Annotated in this window: 8 protein-coding genes and 1 pseudogene; 3 read left to right on the top strand and 6 right to left on the bottom strand. The window is 35.4% G+C overall.

Translation table 11 applies throughout. The annotated features are described in order from the left end of the window. Positions 1 to 148 precede the first annotated feature (148 nt). The 6 genes and pseudogenes from OPR28_RS06880 to OPR28_RS01955 all read right to left on the bottom strand — a co-directional run. A pseudogene (locus OPR28_RS06880) lies at positions 149 to 394 on the bottom strand (PD-(D/E)XK nuclease family transposase); the annotation flags it as partial. Between the two features lie 62 nt (positions 395 to 456). After that, positions 457 to 2,286, bottom strand: a complete 1,830-nt coding sequence (gene typA, locus OPR28_RS01975; RefSeq protein ID WP_065094924.1) for a translational GTPase TypA — start codon at positions 2,284 to 2,286, stop codon at positions 457 to 459. 105 nt (positions 2,287 to 2,391) lie between these two features. After that, positions 2,392 to 2,988, bottom strand: a complete 597-nt coding sequence (pyrE, locus tag OPR28_RS01970) for an orotate phosphoribosyltransferase (protein WP_265023405.1) — start codon at positions 2,986 to 2,988, stop codon at positions 2,392 to 2,394. 3 nt (positions 2,989 to 2,991) lie between these two features. Continuing rightward, complete coding sequence (locus OPR28_RS01965; RefSeq protein WP_265023404.1) at positions 2,992 to 4,176, bottom strand: dicarboxylate/amino acid:cation symporter; 1,185 nt, start codon at positions 4,174 to 4,176, stop codon at positions 2,992 to 2,994. Between the two features lie 198 nt (positions 4,177 to 4,374). Beyond that, positions 4,375 to 5,700 (bottom strand): dihydroorotase, encoded by a 1,326-nt coding sequence (locus tag OPR28_RS01960; RefSeq protein ID WP_265023403.1) that lies wholly within the window; start codon positions 5,698 to 5,700, stop codon positions 4,375 to 4,377. A 122-nt stretch (positions 5,701 to 5,822) separates the two neighbouring features. Then, on the bottom strand, positions 5,823 to 7,064 hold the full coding sequence (locus OPR28_RS01955) for a hypothetical protein (RefSeq protein ID WP_265023402.1): 1,242 nt from the start codon (positions 7,062 to 7,064) through the stop codon (positions 5,823 to 5,825). Positions 7,065 to 7,232: 168 nt separating this feature from the next. On the opposite strand from OPR28_RS01955, the gene OPR28_RS01950 reads away from it, so the two are divergent. The 3 genes from OPR28_RS01950 (at position 7,233) to secF (ending at position 12,811) form a co-directional block, all read left to right on the top strand. Further along, the gene (locus OPR28_RS01950) at positions 7,233 to 9,377 is read left to right on the top strand and encodes a heme lyase CcmF/NrfE family subunit (RefSeq protein WP_265023401.1); all 2,145 of its coding nucleotides are present in this window, start codon (positions 7,233 to 7,235) and stop codon (positions 9,375 to 9,377) included. A gap of 174 nt (positions 9,378 to 9,551) precedes the next feature. After that, positions 9,552 to 11,735, top strand: coding sequence for a hypothetical protein (locus OPR28_RS01945; protein WP_264723352.1), 2,184 nt, complete (start codon positions 9,552 to 9,554; stop codon positions 11,733 to 11,735). 200 nt (positions 11,736 to 11,935) lie between these two features. Further along, positions 11,936 to 12,811, top strand: a complete 876-nt coding sequence (gene secF, locus OPR28_RS01940) for a protein translocase subunit SecF (RefSeq protein ID WP_253303453.1) — start codon at positions 11,936 to 11,938, stop codon at positions 12,809 to 12,811.

Genomic DNA, 12,811 nt, shown 5'->3' with positions numbered 1-12,811 from the left:
TTGGCACCAACCGGTTACCCGATTCGCACTGATGCGTAGACTCAGATGGCAAAACATCTGGTTTAATAAGTTTTAGAACTCTTTTAGTTTCTTTTTGAAGGAATTCCTCTCCTTTTAAACAATATGACCGAAGACTTTCAGGTCGCACCATTTCAATAATTAGCTGGGTTCCAGCAGAATCAGTACAGAAAACATCAACAATACTTTGTTTTTTAGAGGCAATCTCAGCATCCATGATAGTGCTGAGAAATTCTATTTCTTCTATTTCATCTTTGCCAGCGAAGCCCAATATATCATTGAGAAAGTGAATGAGAATATCTTTATTTTTCTCAGTGCCAAATATTCTCTTGAACGCGAAATTGTTTTTTGGATCGAGAAATTTCGAAAAGGCCATAATTAAATACAATTAGGAGACGAATAATTATACACTATTTTTCGCAAATGTTCAACCTCTGATTACTCCTTATTCTTTGCCCTTCCTGCACGCTTACGTTCATTTGGATCAAGGAATTTCTTGCGTAAACGTATAGATTTTGGAGTTACTTCCACCAATTCATCATCATCTATATACGCTATCATATCCTCCAGTGTCATTATCTTTGGTGGAGTGAGCTTTATAGCTTCATCACTACCTGAAGCTCTTACGTTTGTTAATTGCTTACCCTTTAACACATTTATCTCCAAATCATTGTCACGGCTATGCTGGCCGACAACCATGCCACAATATACCTTATCCTGTGGCTTAATAAACATAATTCCCCTGTCTTGCAAATTGAAAATTGCATATGCCACAGCCTCACCCTTATCTGTAGAAATTAAAACTCCATTGCGCCTTCCAGAAATTGGACCTCTATGTGGAGCATAACTGTGAAATAAACGGTTAATTATGCCTGTGCCACGAGAATCAGTTAAAAACTCTCCTTGATAACCGATTAGTCCTCTTGATGGCACTAAAAACGTTAATCTTGTCCTGCCATTACCAGAAGGTCTCATGTCAGTTACTTCACCTTTACGGAAGCTGAGTTTTTCCATGATGATTCCACTATATTCATCATCTACATCAATTACTACTTCCTCTATAGGTTCAAGTTTTTTGCCATCTTCTTCCTTAAATAGCACTCGAGGGCGTGATACCGAAAGCTCAAAACCTTCTCTCCTCATATTTTCAATTAACACCCCAAGCTGTAGCTCACCACGTCCACCTACTTCAAACGCTTCACCGCTTGGTGCTAAAGTCACAGTAATTGCAACATTTGTTTCTGCCTCCGCGTATAAGCGATCCTTTATAGCAGTTGAGGTAAGCTTTGTACCTTCTTGCCCAGCAAAAGGTGAATCATTAACACTCAGAGTAATCGCCATTGTCGGCGGATCAACTGGAGTTGAGCTTACTGCAGTTGTAACCTCTGGTGCTGCTATAGTGTCTGAAACTGAAGCTTCCTCAAGCCCTGCAATTGCAATTATGTCTCCTGCCACAGCTTGTTCTACTGGAATGCGTTTCAAGCCAGAAAATGAGAGCAACTTAGTTAATCTTCCTCGTTCAATTACTTTGCCATCGAGGTCAAGCACCTTAAGATCTGAATTGACTTTTGCAATGCCCTGATAAACCTTTCCTGTCAATATTCTGCCAAGAAACTTATCAGACTCAAGTAGAGTGACCAACATAGCAAAAGGTGCATTTTGATTATAAACAGAAGGTTTTATATAATCTATAACCGTTGAAAATAATGGGCTTAAATCTTTTCTTTCATCAGAAAGCTCCTTAGCACACCAGCCATTTCTACCTGAAGCATACAACACTGGAAAATCTAGCTGCTCGTTGGTTGCATCAAGGTTAAAAAATAACTCATATATTTCATTTAATACTTCATCAATTCTGCTGTCTGGTCGATCGACCTTATTGATTATCACAATTGGCTTCAAATTTGCTTTTAGTGCTTTTGAGAGCACAAATTTTGTTTGTGGCATGGGACCTTCTGCAGCATCAACCAGCAGCAACACGCCGTCTGCCATGCACAATACCCTTTCTACTTCTCCACCAAAGTCTGCGTGCCCTGGCGTATCAATAATATTGATTTTTTCATCACCCCACATTATTGATGTGCATTTTGCAAGTATTGTAATCCCGCGCTCACGTTCTTGGTCGCCACTATCCATCACTCGTTCTTGAACTTCTTGATTCTCGCGGAATGTGCCACTTTGTTTTAACATGTTATCAAGTAAAGTAGTTTTACCGTGGTCAACGTGTGCGATTATTGCTATATTTCGGATCGATTTAAATTCGTTCATTTTCTATCATTTCAAAATTAATTTAGTAATAAGTATACATAAAATACACTTGGAGTAAATAACTAAAGCTGTGTATAAATGCTGTGTTTCCAAGATATTATAGGATTACTTTGTTAAATATTCCCTACTCCCAGGTTTTGTTATGGGTAGTTGTTTTAATTCACTTGGAAGTTCTTCCTCGCTGTAATTTTTGATGTTCAGTTCAATCAAAGATATGACGGGAAAAGGCAGTTTTGTTTCACTATTTCTCTTTATCAAAGAAGCTTCAGCAACAACTTTACCTCCTTTCCCTTCTGCACATTCCACTGCTTCAAGTGAAGATTTGCCTGTGGTTATTACATCCTCGATAAGTAATATTTTCTCACCCTTTTTGATCTTAAATCCACGGCGTAATTCAAACTTGCCATTAACGCGCTCGCAAAACATTGTCTTTATTCCAAGCTGCCTACCAATCTCATAACCCACGATTATTCCACCAATTGCAGGAGATAATATTAAATCTATGGAGCTATTTAATTCTTTTTTTATTTTATCTGCTAATAATGCGCAAACTTTCATGGCTCTGCTTGGATTTTCAAAAATCTTCGCACACTGTATGTATGTGTCACTATGCAGTCCGGATGATAAAACAAAATGCCCATGCAAAATTGCCTCTGCTTCTTTAAATTCTTTTATTATTAGGTTATTTTCGTCTAATATCATTTTTTAAGTTTCACTATTACATTCTTTATTAATTATCTGAGTGATACAAATATCAGACCACACATTTATTGCAGTTTCAAACATATCAATGATCGTGTAAATAGGCAAAATCAGTCCCATAATATGCAGAGGAACATTCATCGATACGAGATAACTGGTTGCCATAAAATAGCATCCCATAGGCACTCCAGCGTTACCAATTGCAGCCCCTGTAGCTAAAAAAATCCATATCAACATTTCGCTCAAGGAAAATGCGTATCCGTTCATTTCTGCAACAAATATTACAGTGATTAGTATAAATGCAGCACATGCATTCATGTTAATTGTTGTGCATATTGGTAAAATAAAAGACGATAATTTCTTTGGCACCTTTAGCTTGTTCTGCACACATTCTATAGTTGTTGGCAATGTTGCACTGGATGATTTAGAAAAAAACGCAAGTGTGAGTGCTGGCATAACCCCTTTCAGCGTTTGAATTGGTGATATGCCTTTATACCACATAAATAGCGGTAAAATCAGAAATGCCTGCACAAAATTTGCAGACATTATGCAAACAAAATACCATAAAAGATTGTAGAACTCACTACCGCCTTTTAATTCATGCAAAAAACAAGTAATAAAAGACCAAACAGCAAGCGGAATAAATTTTAATAACCCTTGAGCAATTTTAAGTAGCGTATCAAAAAGTGCAGAGAATACTTGATATAATATATCCTGCTTTTCTTTTGAAAGTGAAACAATAGCTCCACCCATCAAAAAAGCGATTAATATGCTACCAATCATATTATTTTCAAGAAAAACTTGCACAAAATTAGAAGGAATGAGTGATTTTAAATATGAAAAATAACTGTGGTTATTGCTGTTAATACTCCCCATTGTATTACTTATGAAATTTTTTCTTGCTGGATCTATTAACAAATAAAACGATAATGCAACAAACGCAGCTATAATAGTTGTAAGCAGAGTATAAAATAGTGTTTTCTTAACTAAGACTTTGATTTCAATTGAGTCTTTGAGCCCGGAAATTGTGGAAACTATGGATAAAAAAACCAGAGGTAAGCTTATTAATTTGAGCAAGCTGATAAAGATATCACTAAATAGCTTTGCTATTTCAAATATGATTTCATTGTTTAGGTAGTAAGCAACTATTGCAAGCAGTATAGAAAAAAGTATTGCAAACTTGTGCATTGAAAATAAAACTTCAAAGTAACATTATACAATAATTTTGCTGTTTTGGAATCAGATTGATAGACAAAATAACTTTACAGATTAGGGAAAGATAAGAGGATGTGTTTATTCGGAGACAGTGTAAGATTTCTTAATTTAAATTTAGGTGCACTTAGCCCATTCTGGTGATAACAAATTGGAATAGATAAGATATGATAACTAACTCTTCTGCGAGTATATAGTTTTGCCGGACACAACAGTACGTACTACGTGTCCTTTTACTTTGCGACCATCGAAAGGAGAATTCTTTGATTTACTAGCAAAGTTGTCAGTTTTAATTTCCCATTCATGATTGAGGTCAACTAAAATTAAGTCTGCAGCAAGGTTTTTTTGTATACGACCACGTGGTATGTGTATTATATCTGCAGGCTTATATGTCAATTTTGCAAGCACATCAAGTAGACCCATTTGCCCACTGTGATAGAGTTCAAGTGAAAGGGGCAGCATTGTTTCAAGACCAACAATACCAAATGCAGCATTTTCAAGTGGTAGATCTTTAGAACTACGATCATGCGGAGCGTGATCAGTTGCAATGCAATCAATCACACCTGTCTTTAAACCTTCAACCATAGCTAAACGATCTTCTTCAGTGCGAAGCGGCGGATTCATTTTTGCAATTGCTCCATGTTGTTTTACTATATCTTCAGTCAAAGTGAAGTGATGAGGGGTTACTTCGCACGTAACATTTAATCCCAAATCTTTTGCACGTTTAATAGCATCAAGTGAATCTTTTGAAGAGACATGTAGAATATGGTAGTGCACATTTTCCATATCCTTCATTAGCAGTATATCACGATTTACCATAACCGATTCTGACGCACTCAAGATCCCCTTTACTCCCAATTCTTCAGAAATTTTACCTTCGTTGATTGCGCCACCAGCAGATAAATTTAAATCTTCTGCATGTTGAGCAACAGGAACATTCAGCATACTTGAATAAAGCAGCGCCTGTCTCATAATCATTGGGTTCATAACTGGCATGCCATCATCGGTGAACCCAACCGCACCTGCTTCCTTTAAAAGTGCCATTTCAGTCAGGTGTTCTTCCGAAGTGGTGATTTTAGCGTAAAATTCAACGTTTACATGTGAAGTTTCAAGTGCTCTATATTTCAAATATTTAGCCAAAATAACGCTATCAATTGCTGGAACAGTGTTTGGCTGACAAACTACAGTTGTAACTCCCCCCGCAGCTGCAGATTTGCTGCCTGTATATATAGTTTCTTTATGTTCCTGGCCTGGTTCACGAAAATGTACGTGAATGTCAATAAGGCCTGGCATTAGAACAAGCCCTTTACAGTCTATTGTTTTATCAACTCCACTTGTTGAAAATAATGATTCACCAAAGTCAACAATTTTATCCCCTTCAGTCAATAATGAACCTTTTATATCAAGTTTAGTTTCCGGGTCGATAATACGAGCATTAGTATACGCAATTTTATAGCCTTCCTTTTGCCCTGTTTGCAACAAATCCCAAGTTTGAGTCATTATATTTGAGTATCGATTATAAAATAAATTTAAAGTTTTTTTAATAAAACACAACCAAATTAAAACACAGACTAAGAGCTGTCTTGAATTAAAGTGCTTTCATTACCCTAAAGATTTGGTTCTTATAACCTAGTTAGCTCAGTTTTAACGTTAATGTGTGAAACTCTGAGTTCTGTTGAAGGATTTTCCAGCTGAATATCTAGCTCATTCTGTATGTTCGATAAACAAATTAAAGCTGAATCAAAAATTTCATCACACTGCTTTGCTTCATGTATATCATCAATTATTTCCTCGAATTCTTCCACATCATCCATTTCTTGCGGCGCACTTTTTAATATCGCTTTTATTTGGTTTAAGTTTTGACGAATTTTCTCCTGATATCCAACAATTCTCTCTTGATATATATCAATCATTTTTTGACATGCGTTGCCTCTAAATGGATGTTCTTTTTTCTCTTTTATGTAAGAATTTTGAAAGTCTTTACAGTTAAGGATTGCTTCTCTATGTTTTTTTATGTCATTAATTGCGCTGATTATCGACTTATCTATTTTCTTTAAATTTTCTTCCCGTTCTTCTCTTTTAATTATACTTTTGGATTCATTTTTTATCTGGTTCATTTTGTCATACAGGTTTCTGCATCCTTTGTAAGATGCCATTGGTTGTAACATTCCTTCTTTTACACCTTTATTGTAAAAATTCTTCAACTCATCACTTGATAGTATTGTTATAGCATCTTCCCTTTTACCTTGTGATTTAGGATACTTTTTATTCAATAAACTAACATGATTTAACAAGAAATCTCTAACTAGCCCTTCTTTTTTTACTTCGGATAATCTTTCTAGTGTTTCTATATATTTCAGAGTTTCCGCAAAGAGCTGTCCACCAGAGGGAGCAAATCCTTGAAGTGATTTACTCTGTGCTTTACAAAAATCGGTTTGTAAAAAATCTTCAGCTTGTTTTTTTATTACTGAAAGTTCATTAAAGGCTTTTTCTGGATTGATTTTTCTCAAAATACTAATAGCTTTTCTAATCGCTTTTTCTCTCTTTTTATTATCTTGCTTTTCATTTAATATGAGATGTTCAGTTTTGGTAAAAGCATTACCTTGATCACTCTTTGCAATGTTACAAACGATGTTTTTTACAACTTCTTCGGTTGCTGCATAATCTATTTCTTTTGCAAAGCAGTCAACAAATGATTGCCAAACTTTTTTATTAACAAGTTTACTTGTCTTATTTTCAAAATCTTCTATATCTTTGAATCCTAAAATAGTATAGAGATTTTTTTCGATTATTGGTTCGGCATGTTGTTTTGCCACTTTACCTTTTATATTGAATGGAAATTTACTAATCTTAGTTGTACCCACAATGTTACCTCAATATTAACGCTATCTATAAAAGTATAAAGATTTAATATTTAATTTTTAATTAATACTAGCACAGCTAACTACGGGAGCATTATGCTAGCATCAATTAACACTTTAACTTCTAACTTGTCATCAGTAATATTGTTTATATAAAAACTATAATTTTTTATGCCTGAACTTGGGAATATATTGCTATTGCTAGCCTGCTTATTGTCTTTGACATATTTGTTTTTACCGCTTAGTTCTTGTCGGTTTATTACCACTGCCATATTTTTTTGTGTATCAGCGTCAATGGCTATTTTGATCTACTGCCACATTACAAATGATTTTTCACTTGAAAACGTATACTACCACTCACACACAACAAAACCTTTGATCTACAAGATTTGTGGTGTTTGGGGAAACAAAGAAGGGTCCATGTTGCTTTGGACCTTAGTGCTTGTCATGTATTTATTACTAATGGATATTTATATACCTTCTGTCATCCCAGTTTCCCCCTCTGTCATCCCAGTCTCTTCTTCTGTCATCCCAGTGCCCAGACACTGGGATCCAGACAATTTAATTGCAAATGAGTACATCAAATGGCAGTGTAATAAAAACTGGATTCCAGTGTCAAGCACTGGAATGACACCAGAACGAACTAATGGTAGTAAATTAAAAAAAATATCTCTTATCACTCATGGGCTGATTTGCTTTTGTTTTTTGCTGTTCACTTTAATTGAATCCAGCCCCTTCACTAAAATGCCAGGCATTGAAACAGATGGATTGGGTTTTAATCCGATATTGCAGGATATAGGCCTTGCTATTCATCCACCGATATTATATTTGGGGTACCTTGGATTTAGCGTTCCTTTTTCGCTCTCTATAGCTGGATTAATTTTAAATACTGAAGGAAATGTTTGGGCTAAAATTGTCAGGCCTTGGGTACTTATTTCTTGGTCGCTGCTCACTTTGGGCATCAGCTTGGGTAGCTGGTGGGCATATCGCGAACTTGGGTGGGGTGGATTTTGGTTTTGGGATCCAGTGGAAAACGTTTCTTTGATGCCGTGGCTAATTGCAGTAGCGCTGACACATTTGTTGCTCGTTGTACGAAATTTCAATACTTTAAGGAATTTTGCTATTTTACTTACGCTTACAACTTTTATATTGAGTGTGACTGGAACATTTCTAGTCCGCTCAGGAATACTTACCTCAGTGCACACGTTTGCAGATGATCCAAGGTATGGACTGTATATATTAGCTCTACTTGGTGTAATTACAGTCAGTAGCCTTGTAGTATTTATCGCCTTTGCAAAAAAGAATAGATCTCTTACACCACCACCTGTCATCCAAGTAGCTGACACTGGGATCCAGGAAAAAAATATAGAGGGACCTAATTACACACCAAAGCAAAACTTCCCTGTTTTCTCCCGCTTTACAATGATGTTAATGAACAATCTATTATTTATCACTGCCTTTTTCATTGTGTTCGTTGGCACTTTATACCCTACAATGCTCGAATATTTAACCGGTGAATTAATTTCAGTTGGAGCACCATATTACAATTCTTTATTTAGCCCTATTGCACTTACTATTCTAGTGCTCACCATGATCGGGCAATACTGCCGTTGGCAGGGAAATAGTCTATTGCCAATATTCCGTGAATATAGATTTTCATTCTGCAGTGCTGCAGCTATTTTGCCGTTTATCTTTCACATGGAGCTAATAATTGTGCTATCAATTACTATCTCCATAGCATTATTAATCTTTGTTTTAGAAGCATACAGTAAAAGAATTCGTTTATTTAAGGTAGCATTTGGTGAATCAATTTTATTAGCAAGAAGAGTTTCTAAGTCCTACTATGCAATGATGCTTGCTCATGCTGGAGTGGCAATTCTAGTGCTTGGTATAGCTTATTCAGTTGGTTGGCAGGAGAAAAAAGAAAATTACTTAAAAATAGGGGATAGCATAACAGTCAATAAATTTAAAGTTACTTTACGAAATATTGAGCTAATAAAAGAAAAAAATTTCCATGCAGTGAGGGGTACAATGGATATCAGGAATTTGCTGAATAATAAGATATTAGGTGAAGTAACTCCTGAATATAGATTTTACCTTGCGGAAGGTCAGAAAAATGTTGAAAGCAGTATCTACCACAATTTGCTTTCTGATATTTATGTTGTAATTGGAGAGATTGATAAGAGTAAGAGCAAAATCGCAGCCAAAGTGCACTATAAACCTGGAATGTCTATAATCTGGCTTGGATCCTTTCTTATCGCTTTTGGTTCGCTCCTTGCTGCTTTTCCTTTTAGTGGACGAGCAAGGATTGTCTAGCTGTCGTGGATTTTATTAACAACGCTCCTAGGTCCAGAGTGCAACGTATGAGAAATTACCGAGCTATAGATACTGATTTGCAAAGGTTAGAACCAAAGAAAGTTATATTTTTTTATTGACAGACCTATATATTACGATATTCACTAAGGGATTAGTGAGTAATGGTTATACAATATGAATGGTGGGGTATCAGGCAAGGAAAAAGTTATACGCACTCCTTTCGATTTTAAGGAGCCTTACAGCGATTGGCGTCAAATTTTTAAACGTCCTAATCAACAGTATAACCCTTCCAACTATGATTCGTCGAGCGAAATAAATGAACACGATATAGAAACTCAAAAGATTGAAGAAGGTGATGGCCATGATTCAGGTATTAGTTCCGATGATGAGGATGACCGGACAACTTATACAGCAGTACAATTAACTAATGATTCTCTTGATAGCCAAAGATATACAGGAATATGCATTCCAACACCAACTGATGGTTGGGTAGGTGAAAATAATCATCAGACTGGTTTATCAGGTGATTTGCCAGACGTGAGTAATAATCCACAAATTTTTGAAAGTACTGATTCAGTACAGCTAGATAATATTGTTTTTAGCAATCTAATTCAGCTTTCCTTGATTAGTCAAGAGCATAATTCTACCTGCAATGATCATGTAATTTGTGATTCAGGTCACAATTCTGACGATGAGGATCAGATTCCAGAGGACTTTCCTTCAAGGAAACGAGTACGATCGATTGAAATTGATCAGTTTGAACCGTTGTACAAGAAGAGGAAAATAGAAGCACAAAATAATCAAAAATATACAGAAAATGTATGTAATCCAACAAATGGTGGTTTGTTAGGTGAAAGTGATAATCCACAAACTTTTGAAAGCGATCCTTTACAGCATGGTAGTAATGGTTTAGGTTATAACTTCAATGGTTATAGTCAAGCAACTTATAGTAAATTAAGTGCTTCAGATCAAGAAGAGGGTCAAGGCTATTCTTTAGGTGGTTCTTGTGAAAATAAAGAAAATTTGACAAAGGGCGCTGGTGGTAGTAATCAGACTTTTGAAGGTGAACAGAAAAGCTCAGAATTTCCGAAAGTTGACAATTGGTCAGATAGTGATGGGAACTCAGAAGATAGTTCGGACTCAAAAAAGGGTTCGTACTATAGTTCAGGTAATCTTGATTCAATGGAGTTAACAGATGATTTGGATTCAGAAAATGATCGGGACCTAGAAGATGATAATCCTTTTCTAAAAGACTCACTTTTTATGAAACTAAAAATGTCGTTAACTCAAAGTAAACAGGATCTGATTGATAAATGCTGTGGGGAGGTGAGAGGTATAACAGAACAAAATGAACAAAAAGATATAAAAAATACTCCAGAAAGTATTAAGTGCATAGTAGCTAAATACTTAGAAAAAGAAGTAATGTTAAATTTAAAATGTAGTTGTTGTAACAAAACTGTAACAAATACAGTATTTGAAGAAATAAAAGATCTTACTAGTGGTAGTCATATAAGTAACAGAAGTAACACTTTTGTATTTGATAACTTTCCCTATCAAAGTAAAGATAAAAACTGTAACAAAGAAAGTAAAGGTCAAAACTGTAACAAAGAAAGTGAAGATCAAAACTGTAACAAAAAAAATGAAGTGTCCGAAGAGGACATTATCAAAAGCATTGTTAGTAATTTATTGTTAGAAGGTGGGAAAGTAAAACGCCATAATTTTTTCGATGGGAATGAGTTTGAGCAGATAGTTACTTGTAATGGATTTGATGATGGTCTTTCTGAGAAATGTAAGGAAATTGAAAGCAAGCTAAAAGGTTTAGCATATGAAAGTATTGTAAACAAAAGCAAGCAGACTCAAAATGTATTAGGAGTAGACAAGGATAATAGATATTTTTGTATAGAGTACTCGCAAGATAGTATTGTTGAAGTTGCAGAAATCCTAAACAATGAAAAAGCCAAAGACTTAAATTTAAGAGTTGGCATACTCAAAATTGGAGAAAGTATAGTAAGAGTTGAAAATGTAGAAGAAATAGGGGGAAAAAGAAATTACATGGATGTCTCAAAAGGTGGTATTGAAATGTCTTTTACTACTGAGGTAGGAGAGATAAGTATTTATCTAAGTCCTAGTGAGAAAGGCAGCAATAAAATAAAAGTGGAGATTGATGGGGAAAACAGAGCAAGGCTTAATGAGTTAAAAAATAGGGGAAAAAGTTTAGGGGAAAACTGTCTTTTAGGAGGAAAAAGTGTTGAGGAAGCTATAGAGCATGAAAGTTTTGAAAGATATGGCAGTGTACCTAACACTGCTATGAAGGAACCTAGCTTAGGTTGCGTTGCTAACATAGCAAGGGGGGGATAAGCTTGCAGAGATAAAATGATGGGCCAAATTGGCAGTATTTCGCTTTTGTAATGTACTTCAAAATGGTAGTATGCAAGCTAGATAGAACTTAATTGACAGACAAGAATTAACTGATGGAAAAATTGACATAATCAAACAATCACAGAATAAACTAGTGAATTTTTTGAAAAGTATATAAAATTCAAGTTTAAGTAAATAGCATGGCACTTAGACTCATTCCAGACAACCTCGATATCAAGTTTAGTAAATATAGGGATTTGACTGCATTAATTAGCATTATTCTTATCATCTTTTCAATATTCACTGTTGTGCTGCGTGGAGTGAACTTAGGCATAGACTTTGCAGGCGGAATTTTGATAGAGATAAAATCTTCAGATGAGAATCACTCTATTCTCGATGCATTAAAAGAAAATGGTTTTACAGTGCAGAGTTCAAAAGCGGGTGATAATTTAGTCATGCGTTTTAAAGATGAAGGAGATGAAGATAAAATCAAAAAGATAAAAAGCATACTAGAAGAAAAGCTGGGGAGCTCAATAAGCTATCGTAAAATAGACTATGTTGGCCCACAAATAAGCTCAACACAAATATTTGAAGGAATGTTATCCATGTTGATCGCAATTGTTGGAATATTTTTTTACGTTTGGTTTAGATTTAATTGGCAATGTGGATTCAGTGGAATAACAGCACTGATTCATGACGTGATTTTAACTGTTGGTTTTATTAGCCTAACTGGCATTGAGTTTAATATTTCATCAGTTGCAGCTCTTCTCACTGTCATTGGTTATTCAATCAATAACTCAGTAATTATATACGATCGGATTCGAGAGTATTGCAAGAGTGGTAAAAGTGGGCGGATGAGTGAGATAGTAGATGCAAGTATCAACGCTACATTATTTCGCACTATATTAACCTCGGGCACAACCCTTCTTGCTGCTCTTCCTTTGGCATTAATCTGCACAGATGCAGTGAAAGACTTCAGCTTGATCATTTTTTTTGGTATTTTGATTGGCACTTGTTCTGCAATATTTATTTCTGCTCCTATATTAACCTACAGAGCTTTGATAAGTAGATTGTAG

It is taken from the genome of Wolbachia endosymbiont (group A) of Epistrophe grossularia, assembly GCF_947251435.1.
Classification (GTDB): Bacteria; Pseudomonadota; Alphaproteobacteria; order Rickettsiales; family Anaplasmataceae; genus Wolbachia; species Wolbachia pipientis.
The sequence above is the reverse complement of the archived record's forward strand: the minus strand, read 5'-3'. Positions and strand labels throughout refer to the sequence as shown.

Excerpts from the sequence above, each read along its gene's own strand:
- secF (WP_253303453.1), top strand. The coding sequence starts at position 11,936 with ATGGCACTTAGACTCATTCCAGACAACCTCGATATCAAGTTTAGTAAA.
- OPR28_RS01945 (WP_264723352.1), top strand. The coding sequence starts at position 9,552 with ATGAATGGTGGGGTATCAGGCAAGGAAAAAGTTATACGCACTCCTTTC.
- OPR28_RS01965 (WP_265023404.1), bottom strand. The coding sequence starts at position 4,176 with ATGCACAAGTTTGCAATACTTTTTTCTATACTGCTTGCAATAGTTGCT.
- typA (WP_065094924.1), bottom strand. The coding sequence starts at position 2,286 with ATGAACGAATTTAAATCGATCCGAAATATAGCAATAATCGCACACGTT.
- OPR28_RS01960 (WP_265023403.1), bottom strand. The coding sequence starts at position 5,700 with ATGACTCAAACTTGGGATTTGTTGCAAACAGGGCAAAAGGAAGGCTAT.
- OPR28_RS01950 (WP_265023401.1), top strand. The coding sequence starts at position 7,233 with ATGCCTGAACTTGGGAATATATTGCTATTGCTAGCCTGCTTATTGTCT.
- pyrE (WP_265023405.1), bottom strand. The coding sequence starts at position 2,988 with ATGATATTAGACGAAAATAACCTAATAATAAAAGAATTTAAAGAAGCA.